The organism is Neorhizobium sp. NCHU2750, from assembly GCF_003597675.1.
In the GTDB taxonomy this organism is placed as follows: Bacteria; Pseudomonadota; Alphaproteobacteria; order Rhizobiales; family Rhizobiaceae; genus Neorhizobium.
In genome coordinates this window covers 1612145-1638049 of sequence record NZ_CP030827.1, presented here as the reverse complement: position 1 = coordinate 1638049, position 25905 = coordinate 1612145, and the positions used below count along the sequence as shown (strand labels likewise).

At 61.4% G+C, this 25905-nt stretch carries 27 protein-coding genes and 1 tRNA gene; 18 read left to right on the top strand and 10 right to left on the bottom strand.

All coding sequences use genetic code 11. The annotated features are described in order from the left end of the window. Positions 1-52: 52 nt before the first annotated feature. Positions 53-1402, bottom strand: coding sequence for an oxygen-independent coproporphyrinogen III oxidase (gene hemN, locus NCHU2750_RS08065; protein WP_119939965.1), 1350 nt, complete (start codon positions 1400-1402; stop codon positions 53-55). A 232-nt stretch (positions 1403-1634) separates the two neighbouring features. Here hemN and NCHU2750_RS08060 point away from each other — a divergent pair, with 232 nt between their 5' ends. Next, positions 1635-2360, top strand: a complete 726-nt coding sequence (locus NCHU2750_RS08060) for a Crp/Fnr family transcriptional regulator (RefSeq protein WP_119939964.1) — start codon at positions 1635-1637, stop codon at positions 2358-2360. 49 nt (positions 2361-2409) lie between these two features. Here the strand turns inward: NCHU2750_RS08060 and NCHU2750_RS08055 are convergent, their stop codons facing one another. Continuing rightward, on the bottom strand, positions 2410-3384 hold the full coding sequence (locus NCHU2750_RS08055) for a nucleoside hydrolase (RefSeq protein ID WP_119939963.1): 975 nt from the start codon (positions 3382-3384) through the stop codon (positions 2410-2412). 280 nt (positions 3385-3664) lie between these two features. Here NCHU2750_RS08055 and NCHU2750_RS08050 point away from each other — a divergent pair, with 280 nt between their 5' ends. After that, on the top strand, positions 3665-4450 hold the full coding sequence (locus NCHU2750_RS08050; protein WP_119943097.1) for a TSUP family transporter: 786 nt from the start codon (positions 3665-3667) through the stop codon (positions 4448-4450). A gap of 12 nt (positions 4451-4462) precedes the next feature. On the opposite strand, the gene cobU is transcribed toward NCHU2750_RS08050, so the two are convergent. Next, positions 4463-4984: a bifunctional adenosylcobinamide kinase/adenosylcobinamide-phosphate guanylyltransferase gene (gene cobU, locus NCHU2750_RS08045; RefSeq protein WP_119939962.1), complete on the bottom strand. Its 522-nt coding sequence runs from the start codon at positions 4982-4984 to the stop codon at positions 4463-4465. A 302-nt stretch (positions 4985-5286) separates the two neighbouring features. On the opposite strand from cobU, the gene NCHU2750_RS30410 reads away from it, so the two are divergent. From NCHU2750_RS30410 to NCHU2750_RS08020, 7 genes are all read left to right on the top strand, one after another. Beyond that, positions 5287-5430, top strand: a complete 144-nt coding sequence (locus tag NCHU2750_RS30410) for a hypothetical protein (RefSeq protein ID WP_162939541.1) — start codon at positions 5287-5289, stop codon at positions 5428-5430. Between the two features lie 305 nt (positions 5431-5735). After that, positions 5736-5867, top strand: a complete 132-nt coding sequence (locus tag NCHU2750_RS31140) for a hypothetical protein (protein WP_256377705.1) — start codon at positions 5736-5738, stop codon at positions 5865-5867. 297 nt (positions 5868-6164) lie between these two features. After that, positions 6165-7160, top strand: coding sequence for an ABC transporter substrate-binding protein (locus NCHU2750_RS08040; RefSeq protein WP_119939961.1), 996 nt, complete (start codon positions 6165-6167; stop codon positions 7158-7160). A gap of 213 nt (positions 7161-7373) precedes the next feature. Continuing rightward, on the top strand, positions 7374-8282 hold the full coding sequence (locus NCHU2750_RS08035) for an ABC transporter permease (RefSeq protein WP_119939960.1): 909 nt from the start codon (positions 7374-7376) through the stop codon (positions 8280-8282). Beyond that, positions 8275-9327, top strand: a complete 1053-nt coding sequence (locus NCHU2750_RS08030; RefSeq protein WP_119939959.1) for a quaternary amine ABC transporter ATP-binding protein — start codon at positions 8275-8277, stop codon at positions 9325-9327. The genes NCHU2750_RS08035 and NCHU2750_RS08030 overlap by 8 nt, the downstream gene beginning before the upstream one ends. A gap of 136 nt (positions 9328-9463) precedes the next feature. Then, positions 9464-10477 carry a betaine--homocysteine S-methyltransferase gene (gene bmt, locus NCHU2750_RS08025; protein WP_119939958.1) on the top strand — a complete coding sequence of 338 codons (1014 nt, stop codon included), beginning with the start codon at positions 9464-9466 and terminating at the stop codon, positions 10475-10477. Positions 10478-10496: 19 nt separating this feature from the next. Then, on the top strand, positions 10497-10847 hold the full coding sequence (locus NCHU2750_RS08020) for a hypothetical protein (RefSeq protein WP_119939957.1): 351 nt from the start codon (positions 10497-10499) through the stop codon (positions 10845-10847). Positions 10848-10915: 68 nt separating this feature from the next. On the opposite strand, the gene NCHU2750_RS08015 is transcribed toward NCHU2750_RS08020, so the two are convergent. The 3 genes from NCHU2750_RS08015 to NCHU2750_RS08005 all read right to left on the bottom strand — a co-directional run bounded on the left by NCHU2750_RS08015 (position 10916) and on the right by NCHU2750_RS08005 (position 13769). Continuing rightward, positions 10916-11281, bottom strand: coding sequence for a hypothetical protein (locus NCHU2750_RS08015; protein ID WP_205583896.1), 366 nt, complete (start codon positions 11279-11281; stop codon positions 10916-10918). 111 nt (positions 11282-11392) lie between these two features. Then, positions 11393-12085: a ferredoxin gene (locus tag NCHU2750_RS08010; protein ID WP_502703842.1), complete on the bottom strand. Its 693-nt coding sequence runs from the start codon at positions 12083-12085 to the stop codon at positions 11393-11395. A gap of 109 nt (positions 12086-12194) precedes the next feature. Continuing rightward, positions 12195-13769: a trimethylamine methyltransferase family protein gene (locus NCHU2750_RS08005; RefSeq protein WP_119939954.1), complete on the bottom strand. Its 1575-nt coding sequence runs from the start codon at positions 13767-13769 to the stop codon at positions 12195-12197. Between the two features lie 315 nt (positions 13770-14084). On the opposite strand from NCHU2750_RS08005, the gene NCHU2750_RS08000 reads away from it, so the two are divergent. Beyond that, a complete protein-coding gene (locus tag NCHU2750_RS08000) occupies positions 14085-14786 on the top strand; it encodes a cobalamin B12-binding domain-containing protein (protein WP_119943095.1) in 702 nt (233 codons plus the stop codon). A gap of 140 nt (positions 14787-14926) precedes the next feature. On the opposite strand, the gene NCHU2750_RS07995 is transcribed toward NCHU2750_RS08000, so the two are convergent. Further along, a complete protein-coding gene (locus tag NCHU2750_RS07995; RefSeq protein ID WP_119939953.1) occupies positions 14927-15085 on the bottom strand; it encodes an entericidin domain-containing protein in 159 nt (52 codons plus the stop codon). Between the two features lie 14 nt (positions 15086-15099). On the opposite strand from NCHU2750_RS07995, the gene NCHU2750_RS07990 reads away from it, so the two are divergent. The 5 genes from NCHU2750_RS07990 to NCHU2750_RS07970 all read left to right on the top strand — a co-directional run bounded on the left by NCHU2750_RS07990 (position 15100) and on the right by NCHU2750_RS07970 (position 20071). Then, entirely contained in the window at positions 15100-15741 is a 642-nt protein-coding gene (locus NCHU2750_RS07990; RefSeq protein WP_119939952.1) for a DUF1638 domain-containing protein, read from the top strand. Between the two features lie 126 nt (positions 15742-15867). Next, a complete protein-coding gene (locus tag NCHU2750_RS07985; RefSeq protein WP_119939951.1) occupies positions 15868-16611 on the top strand; it encodes a formyl transferase in 744 nt (247 codons plus the stop codon). A 102-nt stretch (positions 16612-16713) separates the two neighbouring features. Next, positions 16714-17016, top strand: a complete 303-nt coding sequence (locus NCHU2750_RS07980; protein ID WP_119939950.1) for a virulence factor — start codon at positions 16714-16716, stop codon at positions 17014-17016. A gap of 42 nt (positions 17017-17058) precedes the next feature. Then, on the top strand, positions 17059-18021 hold the full coding sequence (locus tag NCHU2750_RS07975) for a methyltetrahydrofolate cobalamin methyltransferase (RefSeq protein WP_119939949.1): 963 nt from the start codon (positions 17059-17061) through the stop codon (positions 18019-18021). Positions 18022-18031: 10 nt separating this feature from the next. Next, the gene (locus tag NCHU2750_RS07970) at positions 18032-20071 is read left to right on the top strand and encodes an ASKHA domain-containing protein (RefSeq protein ID WP_119939948.1); all 2040 of its coding nucleotides are present in this window, start codon (positions 18032-18034) and stop codon (positions 20069-20071) included. A gap of 49 nt (positions 20072-20120) precedes the next feature. On the opposite strand, the gene NCHU2750_RS07965 is transcribed toward NCHU2750_RS07970, so the two are convergent. Continuing rightward, positions 20121-21059, bottom strand: coding sequence for a LysR family transcriptional regulator (locus NCHU2750_RS07965; RefSeq protein ID WP_502703830.1), 939 nt, complete (start codon positions 21057-21059; stop codon positions 20121-20123). A gap of 181 nt (positions 21060-21240) precedes the next feature. On the opposite strand from NCHU2750_RS07965, the gene NCHU2750_RS07960 reads away from it, so the two are divergent. Beyond that, positions 21241-21438, top strand: a complete 198-nt coding sequence (locus NCHU2750_RS07960; RefSeq protein ID WP_119939947.1) for a hypothetical protein — start codon at positions 21241-21243, stop codon at positions 21436-21438. 286 nt (positions 21439-21724) lie between these two features. Continuing rightward, positions 21725-22753 (top strand): GlxA family transcriptional regulator, encoded by a 1029-nt coding sequence (locus NCHU2750_RS07955; protein WP_119939946.1) that lies wholly within the window; start codon positions 21725-21727, stop codon positions 22751-22753. 116 nt (positions 22754-22869) lie between these two features. Here NCHU2750_RS07955 and NCHU2750_RS07950 read toward each other — a convergent pair whose 3' ends face one another. Both NCHU2750_RS07950 and NCHU2750_RS07945 read right to left on the bottom strand, forming a co-directional pair. Beyond that, positions 22870-24186 carry an NAD(P)/FAD-dependent oxidoreductase gene (locus tag NCHU2750_RS07950; protein WP_119939945.1) on the bottom strand — a complete coding sequence of 439 codons (1317 nt, stop codon included), beginning with the start codon at positions 24184-24186 and terminating at the stop codon, positions 22870-22872. A 129-nt stretch (positions 24187-24315) separates the two neighbouring features. Next, positions 24316-25068 (bottom strand): pyridoxine 5'-phosphate synthase, encoded by a 753-nt coding sequence (locus NCHU2750_RS07945; protein ID WP_119939944.1) that lies wholly within the window; start codon positions 25066-25068, stop codon positions 24316-24318. 447 nt (positions 25069-25515) lie between these two features. Here NCHU2750_RS07945 and NCHU2750_RS07940 point away from each other — a divergent pair. Then, positions 25516-25592: transfer RNA gene (locus NCHU2750_RS07940), tRNA-Pro, on the top strand. Positions 25593-25905 lie beyond the last annotated feature (313 nt).

Here is a 25905-nt window from a genome sequence, read left to right as displayed (position 1 = left end):
CTGTTGCCTAAACAGCAATCGAGCCGACTGCAACAGGCAAGACGGAAATGGGCTAAACGGCGACGGAATGCCGGGCCTGTCCACGCTGCAGATACCGGTCGAATGCCGCGGCAATGGTGCGGGTGAAAGGACGGCCTTCCGGTGTTATGCGGAAAGCGGCATTGCCGACGCGGCAAATGTCGTCCGGGTTGCCGCGGGCGAAGGCACGCGCTTCCGCGATCAGTTCGTGGGCGACGTCAGGGAAACGCGACAGGAGCGGCATGAAATCGAAGCCGAAGTCGCACATCAGCCGTTCGATGACATAGGCGCGCATGCAATCGTCCTCGGAGAGTTCCTTTCCCCGGACCGCAGCAAGACCGCCCGCCTCGACCATGCGCTGGTACTCGCCGGTAGCCGGCATGTTCTGCACATAGCCCTGTGGCAGCTGGCTGATCGACGAGGCGCCGAGGCCGATCAGGGCATCGGCGGTGTCGGTCGTATAGCCCTGGAAATTCCGACGCAGCGTGCCGGAACGGGCGGCGACGGCAAGGCTATCGGACGGCCGGGCAAAGTGGTCTATGCCGACTGCCTCATAACCGGCCTCGATCAGCATACGGGCTGCAAAACTGCTCTGGCGAAAGCGCTCGGCGACATCCGGCAAGGCGCTTTCCGGGATCATCGTCTGATGCTTCTTCATCCACGGTACATGGGCATAGCCGAACAGCGCGACGCGATCGGGCGACAGCGACAGGATATCCGACAGGGTGCGCTCGACGCCTTCCAGTGTCTGGTGCGGCAGGCCGTAAAGCACGTCGCAATTGACCGAACGGACGCCGCGCGCCCTCACCGCGTCGACCACGGATCTGGTCTGCTCGAAGGTCTGGATACGGTTGATCGCCTTCTGCACGACCGGATCGAAATCCTGCACGCCGAGGCTGGCGCGTGTCAGGCCGATTTCGGCAAGTGCGTCATAACGCGCATCGTCGAGATCATTGGGGTCCATCTCGACGCTGATTTCGGCATCGTCCGCGATATTGAACGATGCCCTCAGACAGGCCATCAGGTCGATCATGTCCTCCGGTCTCAGCATGGTGGGCGAGCCGCCGCCGAAATGGATGGCGGTAACCTTCGCGCCGGCCGGCACCACAGCACCAACGGCTTCGATTTCGCGGCGGAGCGAGACGAGATAGGCGGTGATCGGTTCATAGCGCAATGTCTGCTTGGTATGGCAGGCGCAGAACCAACAGAGCCGGTCGCAATAGGGAATGTGAAGATAGAGTGACAGGCTGCCGCGAGAATCGATTTCCGACAACCACTGCGAATAGATGTCGCAATTTACACCAGTGTGAAAATGCGGCGCAGTCGGATAGCTAGTGTAACGTGGCACAGCACCGGAATATTTCGCAAGCAATCTTTCGCTCATGTCGCACCTCTTCTCTTGGGTGACAGAGCTACCTGCTGAATATTTTAGCGACTTTGACTTGGATCAAGCACGAGAACGTGGGGTGAACCAAGGTCGGATTGACGATTGCCACCTGCAGCGCCGTCCGCCGTTGTGGCGCACGAAGATCGCTGCAGCTTTTAGACCTGCGCATCGCCTCTCGAAAATCGCTTCCGGTTTTTGGGGGCGATGGAACCAGCGAGGGGGAATGAGGATGGAAGCACAGCTGAAGATCGTGGACATTCACGAGATACCGCTGATTTGTCGCGGCTGCGAGGCCCGTCATGCCGGCGTCTGTTCGACGCTGACACCCGCCCAGCTTTCCGAACTGAACAAGCACAGCCAGAGGCGAGCGGTGGAGGCCGGTACGGAACTGATCGGCCAGGGCCAGCAGGTTTCGTCCTATTCCAACATCCTCAAGGGCGTCGTGAAGCTTTCCAAGATCATGGCGGACGGCCGCCAGCAGATCGTCGGCCTGCAGTTTGCGCCGGACTTCATGGGACGGCCGTTTCTCAGCGAAAGCCTGATGGCGGCCGAAGCCGCCACCGATACCGAGCTCTGTGTCTTGCCGCGCAAGATCCTCGAGCGAATGATCTGCGAATCGGCCGAACTCGGCAGCCGGCTGCACAACCAGGCGCTGACCGAACTGGATGAGGCCCGCGACTGGATGCTGACGCTCGGCCGCAAGTCGGCGCGCGAGAAGGTGGCCAGCCTGATCGTTCTGGTCGCCGCCCATGCCGAACCCGACCGGCTCGGCGCCTGCGCCTTCGAACTGCCGCTGTCACGCGCCGACATTGCCGATTTCCTCGGCCTGACGATCGAGACGGTGAGCCGGCAAATGACCAAGCTGCGCAAGGACGGGCTCATCCATATCGAGAACAACCGGCAGGTCTACGTGCCGGATCTCGACCGCCTGGCGACGGCGGCCGGCGGCGACTGACCTTCCCTCCCCGCTCAGGCCCTCCCCGGGCTCGGGCGTCCCTTCCCGCTCAGGCGCGCGCCGGGGCGCGACCTTCCACCAGAACGGTGCGGATCGCCTCGCGGATCTCATCTGCACGTATGCCCGTACAGACGACCTGGCTCGGCACGCCGTCCCAGGCGCTGCCGACATATTTGCGGCCATCGTCTGGTGCCTGGATGGTCTTGCCGTCCGCCAGACCGCCGCAGACGACGCGAACCGGTCCGCTCCTGACGTCGAAGAGATGCGGCTCGGTCAAATAGACGCAGGCACAGCTGTCGTGCAGCGCCATGCCGTCGAGACCGACCCGCTGGCGATAGAAATCGATGTAGAATTGCGACAGTTCGGACAGCAGTTTCAGTTCAGAAGGCCCCGCCTCCACCATCTTTGCCAGATAATCCGATGACATGGTGGTCTGCATTGTCACATCGAGGCCGATCAGCGTCACCTTCCACGGGGCGGTGAAGACGGCATCGGCCGCTTCCGGATCATTGTAGATATTGGCCTCGGCCGCCGGGGTGACGTTACCGTTGACGTCGAAGGCGCCGCCCATGACGACCACTTCCTTCACCAGCGAGGCGATCTCCGGGTCTGCCTTCAACGCCAACGCCAGATTGGTCATCGGACCAACGGCCACGAGCGTGACATTGCCCGGGTCAGCCTTCACCGTGTCGACGATGAATTGTGCGGCATGGCGCGGGTCGACGGGATGATCGATTTCGAGCGGTACACCGATATTGCCGAGACCGTCTTCCCCATGAACGATCGTGGCGAAATGTCCGCCATCGCGGCCATCGTCATAGGGCTTCGCTGCACCGCCGGCGATCGGCGCACCGATCTTCCAGGCCTTGTGGAGGAATTGCGCATTGCGGGTGGTAATCTCGATCGGAGCATTGCCGAACACGGTGGTGACGCCGACAAGGTCGATATCCGGATGGCGATGCAGGTAGAGAAGCGCCATGGCGTCGTCCACGCCGGGGTCGGTATCGAATATGACCTTGATCATAAGGGCTTTCCGTTTCTTGCTTGTGTAATGCCGGCGCAGCCGGTGCCGCGCTCGGAAGGAGGCCGCGCACCATAACCGCATTGAAACGCGGCGCAATCCTGTTTCGACAGGCGCCGGCGACCTATCGCAGCTCTTGCCGTGAGACGGATCTGATGCCACAAGGTGGCTCCCGCCCTGATTGTCTCTCCTCGACCGTCACGTAACGGCTGCATCCCGCAGCGGCTTCCGTGTAGCGGTTGTCCCTGCCCTTGCTTTCGCTGCCTTTGCCGAGTTGCCTGCCGTGACCGATATCGCCTTCCAGTTCCTCCTCGTTCTGTTTCTCGCCGCCTGTTTTGCCGGCTTCGTCGATTCGATTGCCGGTGGCGGTGGGCTGATCACCATCCCCGTGCTTTTGATCGTCGGCATACCGCCGCTCCAGGCGATCGCCACCAACAAGCTGCAGTCGCAGTTTGCCGCAGCTTCGGCGACCATCGCCTATGCGCGCAAGGGCCATATCAACCTGCACAGCCAGTTGCCGATGGCTCTCATGGCCATGGCCGGGGGCGCCTGTGGAGCGCTGCTTGCATCTGTGGTGCCGGCATCGGTGCTTGCGGGTGCCATCCCCTTCCTCCTGATCGCGATTGCGCTGTTCTTCGCGCTGAAGCCCAATCTTGCGGATGCCGACGGTCACCGCCGCGTGCCCCCCTTCGTCTTCGGCATCACCGTCGTCCCGCTGGTCGGGCTCTATGACGGCGTTTTCGGACCGGGCGCGGGCTCCTTCTACATGCTGGGCTTCGTGCTTCTGGCAGGCTTCGGGCTATTGAAGGCAACGGCGAATACGAAGCTGATCAATTTCGGCTCGAATTTCGGCTCGTTCCTGGTGTTTGCCGTCACCGGCTCCATCCTCTGGAAGGTCGGGCTGATGATGGGTGTCGGCCAGTTCATCGGAGCGCAGATCGGCTCGGGGCTTGCGATGAAGAAAGGCGCCAAGCTGATCAAGCCGCTGCTGGTGATCTCCTGCCTGGCGCTGGCGGCAAAGCTGCTTGCAGATCCCGGCCATCCCGTGCGCGTCTGGCTCGGCTGGTGAGAGACTGCAGGCTCAGCCCTTCATCCTGAGGGGCAGCCCGGCCGCGACGAAAAATACCTCGTCGGCCACCGCTGCGATCTGCTGATGCAGACGCCCGGCATGGTCGCGGAATTCACGCGCCATGCGATTTTCCGGCACGATGCCGAGGCCGACCTCGTTGGAGACGAGGACGACGGTGGCGCGCGATGCCTTGATCTGTTCGACCAGCGACATGGCCTGTGCCGGAATGTCGGCCTCTTCCATCATCAGATTGGTGACCCAGAGCGTCAGGCAGTCGACCAGTATCACATGGCCGGCCGCATCGATCGCCTTCAGCGCGCCGACGAGATCGAGCGGCTGCTCATGGGTGATCCAGGACGGTCCCCGCTCTTCTCGATGCGTTGCGATACGGGCCCGCATCTCGTCGTCATAGGCGCGGCCGGTCGCGATATAATGGCGTTCAAGACCGGTCGCGATCGCCAACCGCTCGGAAAAGGCGGATTTGCCTGAACGCGCGCCACCCAGGACGAGCGCCGACTTGCCGGAAAGGATCATGGGGAAAAGGCCGCGCTTGGGACAAACGAGACCGGACGATTCGTAGATGTCGGAGGCGTCCGGTCCGTGTTGGTGTTTGTCTGGATTCGCATTGCGTTCCCATGGTCGAACAGGAACCGGGTGAAGTCAACAGCCGTCCGCAGGGTGCCGACATGCCATACAGGCTGCGCAAATCGACGCACTATTCTTTTTGCGACATCCGGTGGCGATTTGCCGAGTGGCGCAGAGCCTGCAGCAGGCGTATTGGATCGGCAAACATAAGGACATGCGAACCTATTCGCAGCCATCGAGGAAACACCCGGATGCTCTATATTTTCAGGAACAATAACGGCGTGCAGATTGCCTGGAACGGGGAAACTCCCCGCGCTTTCCGCAATTCACGCCCGTCCGATCACCAGAAGCGTTCTTCGCTGTTCGGCTTCATCCGCACATCGAATGCGGGCTGAGCCAAAAGCTGCAGTCGGTATCTCTTCAAGGGCCTTTCGGGGCCCTTTATTTTTGTCGCGGCACGATCGGGGGAACACGAGGAATGGGGCAACCGGTACGCATTACCTGACCCGGCGCCACTGTCGGACGATGTGTCCGCGGAGAGATCATTAGCCAGACAGTGTTACCGGATGGTTAGCGCAACGCCTAAAAAGCGAGATCTGCAAAGAAAACATCGCTAAACTTGCATATGCCGTATTTGAGGCGTGGGAAGCCCTCAAGGACAGCCGAGGATTGCTGTCGGGACCATCTTTTTGCGCGCAGCATGAAAAAAATTGCGGCGCACCCCGCGGCGCTAATCGGCTACAAAACGTCAAATATGGGGCGTGACTTTGCTGCCGTTTCTGATCGCGCCGAAGTTGCGGAAGGCTTTACAGCGCAGATAGGCGGCAATTGACCGTTTTTAGGCCTTGAACGCAGCACTAATGCCGTTCTTCCAAAGAGTTACGAGAACCTCTCGGATAAGCAGGGCTGACAGCTACTGTTGATTTATTTGATGAAAGCCGTACGCTGCCTAAGCTGACAGAAAAAATGCGCCCTATCTGTGGCTGTCGCGCAGATAGCAAAAGACGCATGCAGACAGCGACCATACAGAGGGTGCAGCACTGATGCCCCCAGGCGCTTTATCAACGGATTTCGGTTGCACCGGTTCCATGCATTGATTGTCAACACAATAAGACTGGGAGGTCTTACGATGAAAAAACTCCTCGCTTACGCCGCGTTCGCGGCCGGTCTTTATGCCTTTGCCGGTGCCGCCCATGCCGAATGCGGTTCCGTTTCCATTGCCGAAATGAACTGGGCGTCCGCCGGCGTGGCCGCCAATGTCGACAAGATCATTCTCGAAGAAGGTTACGGCTGCTCCGTCGAGCTCGTTACCGGCGACACGATGCCGACCTTCACCTCGATGAACGAAAAGGCCCAGCCGGACATGGCGCCGGAATTCTGGGTCAATGCCGTTCGCACGCCGCTCGATGCCGCCGTCAAGGAAGGCCGGCTGATCGAGGCCGCCGAAATCCTTGCCGATGGTGCCGTCGAAGGCTGGTGGATCCCGAAATTCCTTGCCGACAAACATCCGGACATCAAGACCGTGCAGGATGCACTCAAGCATCCCGACCTGTTCCCAGCCCCGGAAGATCCGTCCAAGGGCGCCGTCACCAACTGCCCGTCGGGCTGGAACTGCCAGGTATCGACCGCCAATCTCTACAAGGCGCTCGGCGCCAAGGACAAGGGCTTCGACCTGATCGATACCGGGTCTGCCGCCGGCCTCGACGGATCGATCGCCAGCGCCTTCGAGAAGAAGACCGGCTGGCTCGGTTATTACTGGGCACCGACGGCCATTCTCGGCAAATACGAGATGGTGAAGCTCTCCTTCGACGTGCCGCATGACAAGGCAGACTGGGATGCCTGCACCGCCGTTCCGGATTGCCCCAACCCGAAGGTCAATTCCTACCCGACTTCGCAGGCCTTTACCGTCGTGACCAAGCAGTTCGCCGACAAGGCGGGTGTCGCCATGGATTACGTCAAGGCCCGCAAGTGGACCAATGCGACGGTCAACAGCATCCTCGCCTGGCAGACCGACAACCAGGGCACCAATGCCGATGCCGCCAAGCACTTCCTGGAAACCATGCCGGAAGTCTGGACCAAGTGGGTAGCGCCGGACGTTGCCGAAAAGGTCAAGGCATCGCTCTGATGCCCTCGCTTGCGGAAGGCGGCCCGTGCGCCGCCTTCCGGCCTGCCGCCCGCGAGACAGGTGGCCCGTTGCAACCGCCACGCGGCAAGACGGCCGGTCCGAGACGCAACACCTGCCCGAACCGGTGCCGTCATCGACAAAGACATGACAGACGACGGCATCCGGGCGGTTTGCGGATTGCAAATGGAAGAACGCATATAAAAGGGGAAAAGCATGGCGATCTGCGAGATCCTGCCGCGAGCCCTCTGTAGGTTCCCGGCCATCAGCGACAGCTATATTCGCGATGCGCGCAAGGTGATCGACGACGGCTTCAAGGGGCTTGTCCGCGAATATGGCAGCATCATCGACATCATCGTGCGGCCGCTGCAATGGTTCCTGAACTATCTTGAAAAGCTGTTCACCAGTTCACCCTGGACGGTGGTGCTGATCGTCATGCTGCTGGTCGTCTATTTCGGCAGCCGCAGCATCCGCATCACCATCGGCACCGCGATCGGGATGATCTTCATCGGCATTTTCGGCCTGTGGGAAGACACGATGACGACGCTCGCGATCGTCACGGTGTCAACCCTCATCGCCATCATCATCGGGCTTCCCATCGGCATCCTGATGGCCCGCTCGGACCGGATCCAGGGCGTCATCAACCCGATCCTCGACGTGATGCAGACGATGCCGAGCTTCGTCTACCTGATCCCGGTCGTCGTCATCTTCGGCATCGGCAAGGTGCCGGGCCTCATCGCGGTTGTCATCTATGCCGTGCCGCCGATGATCCGGCTAACCAATCTCGGCATAAGGCTGGTCGACAAGGAAGTGCTGGAGGCGGCCGATGCTTTCGGTTCCTCAGCCGGGCAGAAGCTCTGGAACGTGCAGATGCCGCTCGCCCTGCCGACGATCATGGCCGGCATCAACCAGACGATCATGATGTCGCTCGCCATGGTGGTGGTCGCCTCGATGGTGGGTGTCGGCGGGCTCGGCAGAAATACGCTGCAGGCGATCAACAACCAGTTCTTCACCTTCGGCTTCCTCAACGGCTTCGCACTGGTGGCGATCGCCATCATCTTCGACCGCACCAGCCAGGCGTTCGGCAAGCGGCTTCAGCGTCATTCGGAGGTGGTGCATGGCTAGTCACGGCATCGAGATCAAGGGGCTCTACAAGATCTTCGGCCCGCGCGGCCGCGAGCATGTGGAGGCGGTCAAGAACGGCCTGACCAAGGCCGAACTCAACGAGCGCTACGGCCATGTGCTTGGGCTCAAGGACATCAACATCTCCATGCCCGCCGGCGGCATCACCGTCGTCATGGGCCTGTCGGGATCGGGCAAGTCGACGCTGATCCGCCATATCAACCGGCTGATCGAGCCGACCTATGGCGAGGTCGTCTATGACGGCGTCAATGTCTGCGGCATGAATGAGCGGGACCTGCGCGACTTCCGCCGTCACAAGACGGCGATGGTGTTCCAGAAATTTGCTCTCCTGCCGCATCGCACGGTGATCGAGAACACCGTCTACGGGCTCGACATCCAGGGCATCTCCCGCTCCGAAAGCCTGAAAAAGGGACAATACTGGATCGAGCGCGTCGGCCTTGCCGGCTTCGAGAACCATTATCCGAACCAGTTGTCCGGCGGCATGCAGCAGCGTGTGGGGCTGGCCAGAGCACTCACCAACGATGCCGACATCCTGTTGATGGACGAGGCCTATTCGGCGCTCGACCCGCTGATCCGCGTCGACATGCAGACCGTGCTGCTCGACCTGCAGGCGGAACTGAAGAAGACCGTGGTGTTCATCACCCACGATCTCGACGAGGCGTTGAGGCTCGGCGACAAGATCGCCATCCTGCGCGACGGACAGGTCGTGCAGCAGGGAACCGGCCAGGACATCGTGCTGTCACCGGCCGATGACTATATCACCGCCTTCGTCAAGGAAGTAAACCGCGGCCGGGTGATCCAGGCCAAGACCGTCATGGCTGCGTTCGATGGGCAGGCGGACGGCACGCGCATCGCGGCAACGACGACGCTCGAAGGGGCCGCCAAGGCCATGACGGAGAGCGGCCAGATGAAGGCCACGGTCATTGACGAGGCAGGCACACCGGTCGGGACACTGGACCTGCAGCGGATGATGGCGGCGATGGTGACGCCGGCAGGCGCCGAAAGCTCGAAGATGGCCGCCGAGTGAGCCCATGCCGGCCGCGGCAGATGCAGGTGCTGGCGGCGGAAAGAGAGGCGCCAGCGTCGCAGCCGGCGCATATCCTGTACGTTGAAAGCATATAAAGGAAGCTTTATATCTTGCATTCAGTTTTCAGGAGGATGCCATGCCGACGAAGAACCCACTGACCGAGCTTCTTGCCGAAAAGGGTGTGCTGCTGGCGGATGGCGCCACCGGAACCAATCTGTTTGCCGCGGGCCTGGAGGCCGGCGAAGCGCCGGAACTGTGGAACGAGGCGCATCCGGAGCGGATCACCAAGCTGCATCAGGATTTCGTCGATGCCGGTGCCGACATCATCCTTACCAACTCGTTCGGTGGCACACGCCATCGGCTGAAGCTGCATCAGGCGCAGGACCGGGTATTTGCGCTGAACAAACGTGCAGCCGAGATCGCGCGTGCCGTCGCCGACGCCGCGGGCCGCGAGGTGATCGTCGCGGGCTCGGTCGGGCCGACCGGCGAGCTTTTGATTCCGCTCGGGGCTCTGTCCTACGAGGATGCCGTTTCAGCTTTTACCGAGCAGATGGAGGGCCTAAAGGCCGGTGGCGTCGATGTCGCCTGGATCGAAACCATGTCGGCACCGGACGAGATCCGCGCGGCGGCGGAGGCGGCGGTGAAGGTCGGCCTACCCTATACCTATACCGGTTCCTTCGACACGGCCGGCAAGACGATGATGGGACTGAACCCCAAGGACATTCACGGTGTTGCCGCCGATATCGGACCGGGGCCGGAAGCGGTCGGGGCCAATTGCGGCGTCGGGGCCTCCGATATCCTGTCCTCGCTTCTCGACATGACGCAGGCGTCGCCGGATGCGATCACCATCGTCAAGGGCAATTGCGGCATTCCGGAATTTCGCGGCTCGGAGATCTACTATTCCGGCACGCCGCCGCTGATGGCCGAATATGCGCGGCTGGCACGCGATGCCGGCGCAAAAATCATCGGCGGCTGCTGCGGCACGTCCTGCGAGCATCTGTCGGCCATGCGTGCGGCACTCGACGACTATACACCGCGTCCGCGGCCGACGATCGAGGAAATCGTCGACAAGATCGGCCCGCTCCGCAATAAGACGGCAAGCGAATCCGGTGGCGATTCCGGCCGGGAGCGCCGCCGTCGCCGGGGATGATGACAGCGGGGTAGACTTGATGAGCAGCGTATCGCCGATCGGCAGCAGGGAGACGGTGGCCGAGGGACTGGCCAGCCTTTCGGACGAAAAGCAGACCTGGCTGAAGCTTCTGATGGAAAGCCCGGCGCAGGACGACCTGATGCTTGCCGGCCTGCATCTTCATCTCGACCAGGCATCCGAGGCGCGTTTTCTCAATACGCTGAAATTGCAGAAATGCGGCGAATGGCTCGGCCACGCCGCGCCCGACCGGCTGCAGATCCGGTTGATGGAGGCGGCGAAATCCAGCCAGCATCCGGCCTACCAGGCTTTCAAGCAAGGCTTGACCCGCTCCGGCGGTCTGGAGCGGGCCTATCCCAAGGCGCCCGTCTGAGGGGCAACGGCGTCGTCAGGCGAGCGACCGGGTGATTTTCGCCATTTGCCTGTCGCCTGATGCAGTCGTCAGGCAGCCACAGCCGCCTCGCGCACGTCGTCGAACAGGAAGTGCGCGACGACATATCTGGTCGTGTGCTTCACGCCGCTGTCGGAGACGGTTTCCACCGTTCCGCCATCGGCCGGATGCCAGGCGTGGTAATGGGGGTTGTTGGCGATCAGCGTGATCGCCTTGCCGGCAAAGCGTCCATCGAGACGATAGCGCGCTTCCGCAAGCGGCCAGATCCGTTCGAAATCCTGCTCGGGCAGACGGACTTTCAGTGCCGGCCGATGGATGGCGTCGATCTCCACGCCGTCGTCGCTTACCGAGGCAGGAGCCTCCAGCACGACCTCCTCCGCATCGTCCAGAACATAGTCAAACTCCTCGGGCCACAGACGTTTCATGCAATCACTCCTCCCAGTGGCGTTTATGTCAGCATGATGAATGTAGCGCGCCCATCGGCAGACGCAATGTCCCTGCAGCGTCTTGTCGATTTTGACGCGCCTTCAGCGCAGCGCGTGCATGTGGAATTCGAGCTGTGCCGATAGATAGCGGTATTGCTCACCGACCGGGCAGGCGTTGCGCGCAAGGCAGCCGGAAACCATGCAAGCGCCCTGCCCTGACAGCGTCAAGAGATGACTGCGGCAGGCCGAGACGGCGAAATTTTGGGGATCAGGCCGAATAGCGGAGACGGGACAGGTGGAGAGACAGGGCTTTGCCGGACAGTGATCGCAGGCATGTCTCCGCCCGGTGATCGATGACGCAGAGGCATCGTCCAGCCTCTGTACAAAGCCGATCGCGCCGCGATAACCGTGCCAGAGCCCATAGTCGGGATGGATGAGAATGCCGAGCGGTGACGGTTTCAGCCTCTCGGCGCGCATCGCCCATTGCTGGAAGGGCTGCCAGGGCGGATCGGAGGGAAAATAGGCCGTGCCGCCAAGCCTCTCCGCAAGAGGATGAATGATCTCCTTCGACCATGTATCGAGCGGATCGGGACCGTCATAACCGGCCTTCCAGCGCGAGAATGCCGGCCAGATCGAACCGCCGGCATTGCCAAGCAGAACGACCGAGGCAGCATTCGTGCCGTCGGCGAGCAAAGGTCCCTCGCCCATTGCGAAATCCACCGTGCCGCGGATCAGGATGCCGCTTGGTCCCAACCCGGTTTCGATCTCGCGGGATATGGATGAAGGGCCGCCCATCATCTCAGCGCGGCCCCTTGTATTGGTAATGCGGTCGCCAGACGCTGCCCTGGATGAAGTCGGCGACCCGCCTTGCGCCGCCTTGCTCCCTGGCGGCCTCGGGCTCTCTTCAAGTGAAGGCGTCGGGCATACTGTCCTTGCGGTCCTTGATGAAGGCGAGAAGCGCCTCGTCGATCGCCGGATCGAGCGGCGGTGCCTCGTAATTGTCGAGCCATGAGCGGCAAAGCGCATTGGCGCGATCCTCGATGCGCTTGGCGCCTTCGATCTCCCATTGTTCGAAGGAATTGTTGTCGGCGAGTGCCGAACGGTAGAAGGCCGTCTGGAAATGCGCCTGGGTGTGGGCGCAGCCGAGATAGTGGCTGCCCGGCCCGACTTCGCGGATCGCATCGAGCGCCTGGCCTTCGGCGGACAGATCGACCCCTTCGGCCATTTTCTGCATCATGCCGAGCTGGTCCTGGTCGATCATGAATTTCTCATAGGACGAGACGAGCCCGCCTTCGAGCCAGCCGGCGGCATGGAGGACGAAATTGGTGCCGGCCAGCAGTGTCGTGTTGAGAGTGTTGGCGGATTCGTGTGCTGCCTGCGCATCCGGGATCTTGGAGGCGCAAAGCGAGCCGCCGGTGCGGAACGGCAGGCCGAGGCGGCGGGCAAGCTGGGCGGCGCCATAGGAGACCAGCGACGGCTCCGGCGTGCCGAAGGTTGGCGCGCCCGACTGCATCGAGATCGAGGCGGCAAATGTGCCGAACAGAACCGGCGAACCGGGGCGAATGAGCTGGGTAGTAGCCGCACCGGCCAAGACTTCGGCGAGGATCTGGGTGAGAGTTCCTGCAACCGTGACCGGGCTCATGGCGCCCGACAGTATGAAGGGCGAGACGACCGAGGCCTGGTTATGGCGCGCATAGACTTTCAGCGCGCCAAGCATGGTGCCGTCGAAGACCATCGGCGAGTTAGCGTTGATGAGGTTCAGCGTGACACAATTGTTTTCGACAAACTCGTCGCCGAAGACGAGCTTTGCCATGGCGATCGTATCTTCCGCCCGCTCGGGCGCTGTAACCGAGCCCATGAACGGCTTGTCGGAATATTTGATATGGCTGTAGACCATATCGAGATGACGCTTGTTGACCGGGATATCGACCGGCTCGCAGACCGTGCCGCCCGAGGAATGCATCGACGGCGCCAGATAGGACAGTTTGACGAAATTGCGAAAGTCCTCGATCGTCGCATATCGGCGATTTCCCTCAAGGTCACGCACGAAGGGCGGGCCGTAGACGGGGGCGAATACCGTGGCATTGCCGCCCATATGGACGCTGCGAGCAGGGTTGCGGGCGTGCCAGGTGAATTCCTTCGGCGCGGTCTTCAGCAGTTCACGGCACAGGCCTTTGGGGAAATGCACGCGGCTGCCCTTCACATCGGCACCGGCCCTCGCCCAGAGGTCCAGCGCCTCCTCGTCGTCGCGGAACTCGATGCCGATCTCTTCGAGGATCAGGTCGGCATTGCGCTCGATCAGGTCGAGGCCCGCCTCGTCAAGAACCTCGTAAGTGCCGATCTTTCGGGTGATATAGGGCAAGGATGCGCCGGGACCGCCGCCGGCGCGGGCAGCACGCCTGCCGGCCGCTCCCCGCTCACCACGACCACGCCGGCCGGAGCCGCCACCCATATCCGTCTGCTGGCTGATGTCGTCCATGATTTTCCTCACCCTTTTGCGCTCTTTGCTGCCGCCTATCGGGCTATTGCCGGATCGGTTGTCGGCTTGTTCGCTGGCATCGCATGCTAGGCCCGCAAACGGGCCTCCTCCCGCCTTCCTGCGTCACGCATTTGCACGAGACAGACATTTGCGACGCCTGCCCGACCGTTCTCTTTCCGACGCGCTCCTGTCGCTTACGAAAGAAATTGCGAAACAAAATAACGCTAGACATAGTTGCAGGTGTCAATGCCATATCGGCGCCATATCGGCCACGTGGGCGATTTGAAACTCGCCTCCAACCAGGGAAGAGAATTCATGTCCGACGACGATATCATTCTCTCGGAGCTTTCCGACGAAGAACTCGTTCAGCAGATGCATGACGATCTCTATGACGGCCTCAAGGAGGAGATCGAGGAGGGAACCAACATCCTGCTGGAGCGCGGCTGGACGCCCTATGACGTGCTGACCCAGGCTTTGGTCGAGGGCATGCGTATCGTCGGCATCGATTTCCGCGACGGCATTCTCTTCGTCCCGGAAGTGCTGCTGTCGGCCAATGCGATGAAGGCCGGCATGGCGATCCTCAGGCCGCTGCTGGCCGAGACCGGCGCTCCGAAGCTCGGCAAGGTGGTGATCGGCACGGTGAAGGGCGATATTCACGATATCGGCAAGAACCTCGTCGGCATGATGATGGAAGGTGCCGGCTTCGACGTCGTCGATCTCGGCATCAACAATCCGGTCGAGAACTATCTCGACGCGATCGAGCGCGAGCAGCCGGACATTCTCGGCATGTCGGCGCTTCTGACCACGACTATGCCTTATATGAAGGTCGTGATCGACACGATGAAGGAAAAGGGCATTCGCGACGACTATGTCGTGCTCGTCGGAGGTGCGCCGCTCAACGAGGAATTCGGCAAGGCGGTCGGCGCAGATGCCTATTGCCGGGATGCCGCCGTGGCGGTCGAAACTGCCAAGGATTATATGCGACGCAGGCACAACAGCCTGGCGGCCGGGGCCTGACGGGTCAAGGCTGGATCTATAGGCCAACGACCGGCAGCGACTGTTTCGCTCCGGTCCCGGCCTGATGCCCCGCCTGATGCTTTGAACCGCGTTCCCGACAAAGGCACGCGGTTCGTTTGGCCAAAAGGCGATTATGGCGGTTACTGAGCTGCCTTGCCGACGCGATGGCCTGCATCCTTGGTGGCGTTGACGGTGTTGGCAGTATCCTGGCCCATGCCGCGGATCGTATTGCCGCAGGACGAGAGGGACGCCGTGATAGCGATGAGGGCAGCGATAACCGTGACTGTCTTGGCCGTCATGATGGAATTCTCCGATGAGTAAGGATCAAATTGTTGCGGAAAGTGATTTTCCGGCTATGGAACGTTCGAACTCGAAAAAAGTTCACGTCATAGCGTGCGGCGCGATCGCACGGGAGATCATTGCGACTTCTGGGCAACAGGGTCTCGATCACATTGACCTCAATTGCCTGCCGGCAATCTGGCATGCCTACCCGCAAAAGATCGTTCCGGGGCTGGAAGCAGCCGTCGCGGAGGCGCGCAAAAACGGCTTTTCGCGCATATTTTTCGCCTATGCCGATTGCGGCACCGGTGGGGAGATCGACCGGCTTTGCGAGCGGGAGGGCATCGAGCGCATCGCTGGCCCCCACTGCTATTCGTTCTTCTCCGGCAACGACCTCTTCGCGGCGAAGGCGGAGGACGACCTCCTGTCCTTCTTTCTGACAGATTTTCTCGCAAGGCAGTTCCGTGCCTTCGTGATCGAGCCGCTCGGTCTCGACCGCCACCCCGAGCTCAGGGACATGTATTTCGGCAATTACCGCAAGCTGATCTATCTTTCGCAGGAAGAGGACGAAGACCTGCAGCGCAAGGCGCGCGAGGCGGCCGATTATCTCGGGCTCGAATACGAATACCGGTTTACCGGCTATGGCGATCTCGCGTCGGCGATCAAGGCGTTGTGAGACGCTGCCTGCCACCGCGGCGAGGACGCGGAACTTCCTTGCCGTTTACGCTTTATTTCCGATGCTGGCCGCAGAGATTTGTCAAACACATCCTTCAGGAGACTATCCGTGCCCCGCATTGTGGTGATGACCGCCGGTGGACTGAACCCGCAGGTGATAATCAATGTACTGGCGGCACATTTTCCCGATATCCACGTCATCGAGGAACAGCCTGAATCAAAAGGCACAATCCTCAGGCGTCGAGCCCGCCGCCTTGGCTGGCTGAACGCGGCAGGGCAGCTTGCGACGATGATCGCGTCGCGCCTCGGCAAGACCGTTGCCGCAAGGCGCAGCGACGAGATCGTCCGGCAATACGGGCTTTCAGCTATTCCAAATCCGGCGGTTTCGGTCACGCACGTCTCATCGCTGAACAATGCGGAATGTCACGCCCTGGTGACGCGACTTGAGCCGGCTGTCGTCTTCACCATTTCCTGCCGCATTCTTTCCCGTGCGACGCTAGCGTCCATCCCCTGCCCGGTCATCAACTTCCATGCCGGGATCAATCCGGCCTATCGTGGACAGATGGGCGGCTACTGGGCGCGAGTGGAAAAGGACGAGGCAAATTTCGGCGGCACCGTGCATCTGGTCGATGCCGGCGTCGACACCGGCGATATCCTCTACCAGAGCCATGTGACGCCGCATAAGACGGATACGATCGCCACCTATCCGCTGCAGATTACCGCCGCCTCGACGGTCATCATCGTCAAGGCGATCAGGGACGCGCTGGGCGGTAATCTACAGCCTCAGCCCGCGACCGGCACCTCCGTCCTGCGCTTCCCGCCGCCGATCTGGACATGGGTCTATCACGGCATAACCAAGCGCATCTGGTAGCACGTCGCTTTTTGCTACTTGCGACGTCGTGCAAAGCGCAGTCTGCGCCGCTTCGCCGGTGCATGCTCGGCCATGTCAACGGGGGAGCTGACGGAGGTTTTCTTGGCGGATCGCATCGTCGTCTACTGGCGGGACATTCCCGCGCAGGTGATCATCAAAAAAGGCAGGCAGACCGCCAAGCGCGAGCTTTCGCTGCGTTTCACCGAGGCGATAGACATGTGTGCCATGCGCACAGGCGCTGCCGAGACGGACGACTATCTGGCAGAGTGGCGCAAGGCCGATCCAATCCCGGTCTCTGACGATCTGGAAGCCGAGGCAGACAAGGCGGCGTCGGAACTGGAAGCCGCCTATGACAAGGACAGGCTCGTGGCGCTGGTGAAGGCCGGCGGGCGGGAAAGCGCATAGCAGACGATATCCCCTATTCCCTCCCCACAGCCGGAGACCGCCATGACACGCACCATCGTCGCATCCGCCACACGGGAAGTCGTGATCGGCTTCGACCAGCCATTCTGCGTCATCGGGGAAAGGATCAACCCGACCGGCCGCAAGAAGCTTGCGGCCGAGATGATAGAGGGCAATTTCGACACCGTGATCAAGGACGCGCTGGAACAGGTGGCGGCGGGCGCGACCATGCTCGATGTCAATGCCGGGGTCACCTCGGTCAATCCGAACGAGACGGAGCCGGGCCTTCTGGTACAGACACTGGAGATCGTCCAGGGGCTGGTCGACGTACCGCTATCAATCGACAGTTCGGTGACGGCTGCGATCGAAGCGGCGCTGAAGGTCGCCAAGGGGCGGCCGCTGGTCAATTCGGTCACCGGCGAGGAGGAGAAGCTCGAGGCAATCCTGCCGCTCTGCAGGAAATACGACGTGCCGGTCGTGGCGATATCGAATGACGAGACCGGTATTTCGATGGATCCGGACGTGCGTTTTGCCGTCGCCAAGAAGATTGTCGAGCGCGCTGCCGATCACGGCATCAAGGCACATGACATCGTCGTCGATCCGCTGGTCATGCCGATCGGGGCACTCGGCTCGGCGGGATTGCAGGTCTTCACGCTGCTTCGGCGGCTGCGTGAAGAGTTGAAGGTGAACACGACCTGCGGGCTTTCCAATATCTCCTTCGGCCTGCCGCACCGCCACGGCATCAATGCCGGCTTCATTCCGATGGTGATCGGCGCCGGCATGACGAGCGCGATCATGAACCCTTGCCGGCCGCAGGAAATGGAGGCGGTGCGGGCGGCAAACGTGCTGAACGGCACCGACCAGAATTGCGGCAACTGGATCATGACCTATCGGGATTACAAGCCGGCAGAAGGCGGTGCCGCCGCCGCCGCTCCTGCCCCGTCGGCCAGCGGCGGACGACGCGGCGGACGAGCGGCGCGGGCTGGTACTGGAGCCGCGAGCGAGTAAAAGGATCAGCATGGCAGACGCATCGCACCGAGATCCCCTCGTCCTTTTCATGCCGTCCGGCAAGCGTGGCCGGTTTGCGGCGGGTACGCCGGTGCTTGATGCCGCGCGTCAGCTCGGGGTCTATGTGGAAAGCGTGTGCGGCGGACGAGCGACCTGCGGGCGCTGCCAGATCTCGGTGCAGGAGGGCAATTTCGCCAAGCACGGGATAACCTCCTCGGTCGACCACCTCTCCCAGGTCGGGCCGAAGGAAGAGCGCTATGACCGGGTGCGCGGGCTGCCCGAGGGGCGTCGGCTTTCCTGTTCGGCGCAGATCCTCGGCGATCTCGTCATCGACATACCGCAGGATACCGTGATCAATGCGCAGGTGGTGCGCAAGGCGGCCGACGAGCGGGTGTTCGATCGCAATCCGGCGGTTCGCATGTGCTATGTCGAGGTCGAGGAACCCGACATGGAAAAGCCGCTCGGCGATCTCGACCGGCTGAAGGCGGCGCTTGCCGCCGACTGGCATTTCGACGATGTCGAGGTCGATTTCCATATCATCCCCCAGGTGCAGCAGATCCTGCGCAAGGGCGAGTGGAAGGTGACGGCGGCGATCCACAAGGACCGCGAGGACGAACGCCCTCGCCTCATCGCGCTTTATCCGGGGCTGAAGAACGAGGCTTACGGGATTGCCTGCGACATCGGTTCGACGACGATCGCCATGCATCTGTCGTCGCTGCTTTCGGGGCGCACGGTTGCTTCCGCCGGCGCGTCCAATCCACAGATCCGCTTCGGTGAAGACCTGATGAGCCGCGTCTCCTATGTAATGATGAACCCGGATGGGCGCGCGGCGATGACGGACGCGGTGCGCGAGGCATTGAACGGGCTGATCGACAAGGTCTGCGCTGAGGGCGACGTTTCCCGCCAAGATATTCTCGACAGCGTGTTTGTCGGCAATCCGATCATGCATCACCTGTTTCTCGGCATTGATCCGACCGAGCTTGGCGGGGCACCGTTTGCGCTTGCCGTCTCCGGTGCGGTCGAGGTGAAGTCGTCGGACATCGGCCTGCCGATGAATGCCGGCACGCGGACCTATCTTTTGCCCTGCATTGCCGGACATGTGGGCGCCGATGCGGCAGCGGCAACGCTCTCCGAAGGACCACACCGGCAGGACGAGATGATGCTGATGGTCGATATCGGCACCAATGCGGAAATCGTGCTCGGCAATCGTGCGCGGGTCGTCGCCGCCTCGTCACCGACCGGACCGGCCTTCGAGGGGGCGGAAATTTCCTCCGGCCAGCGCGCGGCACCCGGAGCGATCGAGCGGGTGCGCATCGATCCTCTGACGCTGGAGCCGCGTTTTCGGGTGATCGGCGTCGAGCCATGGTCCGACGAGCCCGGCTTTGCGGAGGCTGCGGAGCAAGTCGGCGTCACCGGCATCTGCGGCTCGGCCATTATCGAAGTCATTGCCGAAATGTATCTTGCGGGGATCATTTCGGAGGATGGCGTGGTCGATGGGGCGATGGCGGCGCGCAGCCCCCGCATTCTCAAGAACGGCCGCACCTTCTCCTATCTTCTGCATGACGGCATGCCGCGGATTACCGTGACGCAGAACGATGTGCGCGCCATCCAGCTCGCCAAGGCAGCGCTCTATGCCGGGGTGAAGCTGCTGATGGACAAGCAGGGTGTCGCCGATGTCGACCGGATCGGGCTTGCCGGTGCCTTCGGCACGTTCATCGACCCGAAATATGCGATGGTGCTGGGGCTGATCCCCGATTGCGATCTGGAGAAGGTGAAGGCCGTCGGCAATGCGGCGGGTACGGGGGCGCGCATGTGCCTGTTGAATCGCGACTATCGCCGCGAGATCGAGAATACCGTTCGGCAGATCGAAAAGATCGAGACGGCGCTGGAGCCGAAATTCCAGGATCATTTCGTCGCCGCGATGGCGCTGCCCAACAAGGTGGATGCCTTCCCCAATCTGAGCCTTGTCGTGACGCTACCCGAGCGCAAGACGCTTGCGGATGGCGGCGGTGACGGCGGACGCAGAAGGCGCCGCTCACGCGATGGGTGAGCGACGCCTCTCGATGCAAATCGGAATGTGACCTTGACGCCTTCGGTGATCAGGCCGCGACGGCATCCAGCGAACTGAAGGCATCCTTGATGCTTTCGGCCACCGCCTTGGCAGGTACCGAAAGGTTCGGCGCCGTCAGCAAGCGAATATCGAAGCTGATAAGGTCCGGCATACCTTCCTTCGGGCCAAGGATCTGCATGTCCTCGGTGATGTAGGACAGCGGGAACGGTGCAATCGCCAGATCGGAGACGACGGCCGCGCGCTGGGCCATGGTGTGCGCACTGGCATAGGCAATCCGGTAGGGACGCTTCAGCTTGTCAAGTTGCGAGATCGCATCCTGGCGCCAGACGCACCCTTCTTCCCAGACCGAAATCGGCAGCGGATCACGCAGATAGGCATTGCCGCATTTTGCACCGGCCCAGACGAGCTTTTCGGTGTGTATGACCTCACCAACGGTGGGGAACGGCCTGTTGGCACAGTTGATCAGAGCAAGATCGAGGCGCTGTTCATCCATGCGCTTGCGCAACAGCAGGCTCTGGTCGACCGTCACATCCACCATGATACCGGGGAAGTGTTCGCCGAAGTCCTTCAACAGTTTCGGCAGCAAGCGCTCGGAAATGTCGTCGGGGGCTCCGAGGCGCACGACGCCGGACAGTTCCGGCATGACGAAGCGCGATACAGCCTCATTGGACAGCGCCAGCATGCGACGCGCATAGGACAGAAGCATCTCGCCGCTCTGGGTCAGCGTCACCGAGCGGGCGTCGCGCAGGAAAAGCACCGTCTTCAATTGCTCTTCCAGTTTCTTGATCTGCATCGAGACGGCGGACGGCGTGCGCAATACAACGTCGGCGGCTGTGGAGAAATTGCCGGTTTCGGCAATGGCGACGAAAGTACGCAGGACATCATTGTCGAGGAGAGGCAGCGGTGTGCGGAACGGTACGGTCATCGAAACACCCATCAAAAAATCTGAACATAAGCACCATATCATTTCGTTTGATTGAAAGTCAAATCGGCAGGATAGTGCAAATCATCAGATGCAGGGCGTCGACAGAACACCAAGACAAATGAGACGCCCCTCAAACATCTGATCGATTGATGAATTGGCGCCTTCCGCTCTCCCGGCCGAAGGCGTCCGTGACCCAAGAGAAAAACACCCAAGGAGCACTGAAATGACAAGCATTACCTATCTCGACCGCTATGCCGGCCGATCTGTCGCCCCCGCCAAGCCCGCAGCTTTCGGCTGGATCTCGTCTGCCATGGAACGTACGGCCGCGGCCTGGAACCGTCGCAAGACCGAGCGCATGCTCGAAGGATTGCCGCAGGAAATCCGCAAGGATATCGGCTGGCCGACGACGGAAGGCAAGTAACCGGGAACGCGCCAGGTGCGCCGACATGCAGGCCGAAGGGCATCGGCCAGAGGACATTGGAAGCAATAGACATGGCCCTGCGGTTGCATACCGGGGGCCATGTCGCATTCCGGCCAATTGGCAATTGTCAGCTATTTCGACGTTCTATCACCTCAGCGACGCCTATATGTCGCAAAAATGCCATTTCCCTGTCGTCAAAAGCTCTTCTAATCTCGTGAGTCCATGCGAGTGTCGCTTTTGAAGCAATGCAAGACCGCATCAAGCGGCAGCAAGGGGAACGACGACAATGGATCTGACAAGCAAGCCTCCCGGACTGAAGCGCTCACTGGTCTTCTTCCTGGTTCCACATTTTACCATGCTGCCGTTTTCGGCAGCGATCGAGACGCTCAGGATAGCCAACCGCATGCTGGGCTATTCGGCCTATACATGGCGGCTCTGTTCCGCCGACGGCCAGAAGGTATATTCGTCAAGCGGCATCGGAATAGAGGTCAATTCGTCGCTGGCCGACGAGCGGCGCCATCTCGGTGGCGAGAACCGGCCGAACATGGTGCTGGTCTGTTCCGGCGTCTATGTCGAGGAATTCAACAACAAGTCCGTCAATGCCTGGCTGCGCGAGACCTATAATCGCGGCATCGCGGTCGGCAGCCTTTGCACCGGCGCGCATGTGCTGGCACAGGCAGGCCTGCTGAACGGCAAGCGTTGCGCCATCCACTGGGAAAACCTGCCGGGCTTTGCCGAGGCTTTTCCGCAGGCGGAAGTCTATGCCGATCTCTACGAGGTGGACGGCAATCTCTATACCTGCGCCGGCGGCACCGCCTCGCTCGACATGATGCTCAATCTGATCGGCCAGGATTTTGGCGAAAACCTCGTCAACCGGGTCTGCGAGCAGCAATTGACCGACCGGGTGCGCAACCCGCATGACCGGCAGCGGCTGCCGCTCAGGGCCCGGCTCGGCGTGCAGAATTCCAAGGTTCTGTCGATCATCGAGCTGATGGAAAACAATCTCGCCGAACCTTTGTCGCTGATCGAGATCGCCGACGATGCCGGCCTGTCGCGGCGGCAGATCGAGCGGTTGTTCCGCCAGGAAATGGGCCGCTCGCCGGCCCGCTATTACCTGGAGATCCGGCTCGACCGGGCACGGCATCTCTTGGTGCAGTCGTCCATGCCGGTGGTCGAGGTGGCCGTCGCCTGCGGCTTCGTCTCGGCATCGCATTTTTCCAAATGCTACCGCGAGGTCTATAACCGCTCGCCGCAGCAGGAGCGCGCCGAGCGCAAGCTGACGCTCAACACCTCGCGCACGGGCGTGGTGGTTTAAATCCCGCGCACCGCTCGCCACCATCCTCGGGCTCGGCCCGAGGATCCAACCACGTCCAAGACTTTGAAAGATTGCAGATGCTCGGGACAAGCCCGAGCAGGACGGCAGCCTGCGGCCTACGATTCGTCCTTCAGGGTTTCCTTCTGGGTGATCAGCCGGGCGCTGTGCTGGCCGGAGAGGAAGATCCACAGCCAGCTCCAGGCGACGGCAAAGCGCGAGCGCGTGCCGATCAGGAAGTAGATATGGGCAAGGCCCCAGATCCACCAGGCAAGGCTGCCCTTCAACTTGATCCTGCCGAAATCGATGACGGCGGCACTCTTGCCGATCGTGGCAAGACTGCCCTGATGGAGATAGCGGAACGGGCCGGGTGCCGGCCGGCCTGCAAGCCGCGCCTTGATGACCTTTGCCACGTAACTTCCCTGCTGCTTGGCTGCCGGCGCAATACCGGGGACCGGTTTGCCGTTCTTCTGGGTCACGGCTGCGGTATCGCCGACGATGAAGATTTCGGGATGGTTCTCGACCGAAAGATCCGGACCGACAACCGCCCTGCCCGCCCGATCGGCCGCAGCGCCGACCCAGCGGGCTGCCGGTGACGCTTGCACGCCGGCGGCCCAGACGACGGTCCTGCAGGGAATGAAGGTCTCGCCGACAGTGACGCCTTCGCCGGTAATCGCCGTAACAGGAACGCCGGTGCGCACCTCGACACCGAGCTTTTCGAGCGCCTGCCTGGCATAGGCGGAGAGATCCTCGGTAAAGGCCGGCAGAACCCGCGGCCCCGCCTCGATCAGCAGAACCCTGGTGCGGGTCGTATCGATGTGGCGGAATTCCTTGGGCAGGACCTTGTGGGCGAGTTCGGCAATCATGCCCGCCATCTCGACGCCGGTCGGGCCGGCACCGATGATGGCGAAGGTCAGGTGGGAATCGAGGTCTTCGGTCTCACCGATGATCTCGGCCATTTCCGCATGTTCGAAAGCCAAGAGGATACGGCGGCGCAGCGTCGTCGCGTCCTCGAGCGTCTTCAGGCCGGGTGCGGCACTTTCCCATTCGTCGCGGCCGAAATAGGCATGGCGCGCGCCGGTGGCGAGGATCAGCGTGTCGTAGGGGACGGTATGGCCGGAACTCAGCTTGACGAGGCGGGCTTCAGTATCGACGTCGAGCACCTCGTCCAAGAGGGTCGTGACATCGTCGCGGTCGCGATAAAGGCGGCGAATGGGCCAGGCGATTTCCGAGGTTGCCAGAACCGTCGTGGCCACCTGGTAAAGCAGCGGCTGGAAAAGGTGGTGATTGCGCCGGTCGATCAGCGTGATGTCGGCGGCGGCGCCTTTCAGCCCATGAACGGCCTGAATACCTCCGAAACCTCCACCGACGACGACTATCCTGTGCTTGGTCACTGTGAGCGCTCTTTCTGTTGGCAGCTGAAGCCATCCCGCCATGCGGGACAGCCCGGCGCGGCCCCTAGAACGAGGCCTGACGCCGACAGTGAGATAAGTTGATAATCGTCAAGTACAAATGCGTGATGCGCATGGCTGCGCCCCTATTCCGTGGACCTATCGTCGCATGGCTCAGACAGATTGGCCACAGGCGCGGCAAAAACGGCGCACGGTTTCGGCCATGCCGTATTCCAGCGCATCGGCCGTCAGACCGTGACCGATCGACACTTCCGCCAGACGCGGAATGCGCTTCACCAGCGCCGGCAGGTTTGCCACCGTGAGGTCATGGCCGGCATTGACGCCGAGGCCGGCCGAAAAAGCGGCATCGGCCGTCCTGCCGAGTTCCTCCAGGATAACGGCCGCCTTTGCCGGGTCATCGAAGCAGCCGCCATAGGGCCCGGTATAGAGCTCGATACGATCAGCACCCGTTGCCTTCGTCAGCGCCACGGCTTCGAGATCGCCGTCGCCATCGGCAAACAGCGAAACGCGCATGCCCTTCTTCTTCAGGCGGGCGACGATCGGCGTCAGCATTTCGCCATCGCGGCGGAAATCGAAACCATGGTCGGAGGTGGCCTGGGACGGATCGTCCGGCACCAACGTCACCTGCTCTGGCTCTATCCGTTCGCAGAGTGCGAGAAAATCCTCGCTCGGATAGCCCTCGATATTGAACTCGGCCTGAGGAAACTCGTCATCGATCAGAGCCCGGATCACCGGCAGATCGGAAAAGCGGATATGCCGCTGGTCCGGTCTCGGATGAACCGTCAGGCCCGCAGCACCCGCGGCAAGCGCAATGCGGCCAAGCGCCTCGACACTCGGCCAGGGCAGATCACGGCGATTGCGCAACATGGCGACGGCATTGAGATTGACGGAGAGCGTGGTGGGCATCGAGAGGCATCCGCTAATGACGATGCACCCTCTTAAATCATACGACAGCGGAAGACCATCATGCTTCGCAGATGACCGTCATCAACAATTTTCATCCATGCCAGATCTCGTCACCGACATTTTTCGAGAGGGGTCGGCTTGGATTTCATTGCATTTTATATTAGTTTTATCTAACAGAATTCGCTTCACCACCCACCGGACCGAGGCGGCGGACCGGGACTGGTGAGGCGAATTCTGTCCTGCCACAATGACATCTTCAGATCGCCGTCAATGCCTGCCGCAGTGAGCGGGCCAGGCAACAGCCGCCTGCGCAAGGTCAGGCCGCCTATCGACCTCCCATCGGCGGACGGAAAAATACCCGGCAGGTTTCTCCCATCGTCTTGGCAAATATCCATTTTTGCTGTTGCGGCCCGAACAGGAACCGTGTATCTCGCCTGCACCTTGGCACGGAGTGTAGCGCAGTCTGGTAGCGCATCTGGTTTGGGACCAGAGGGTCGGGAGTTCGAATCTCTCCACTCCGACCATTGATTTCCCTTTGTAAGTGCCTGAAACGCCTGGAAAACCTTGATTTCCAAGAGCATTCGTCCGAACTATCCTTACAAACCTCGTTACAAAACGGGCTTCGGACATGGCACGATTTAAGACAAGAAAACTCCCGCAATACCTGCATTTCATTCACTGGCGACATCAGTAATGGCTCCATCAACATGAGGTGGAGTATTTCATACGCACGGAGCTTCCCGGCTGCCCCGAGATTGCCGTTGTCTATTTCGCCACCCGTTGCACCGTGCCAAAGAGTTGGCGCGGCGCGTCCATCGAAGCAGCAGTTGACGTCAC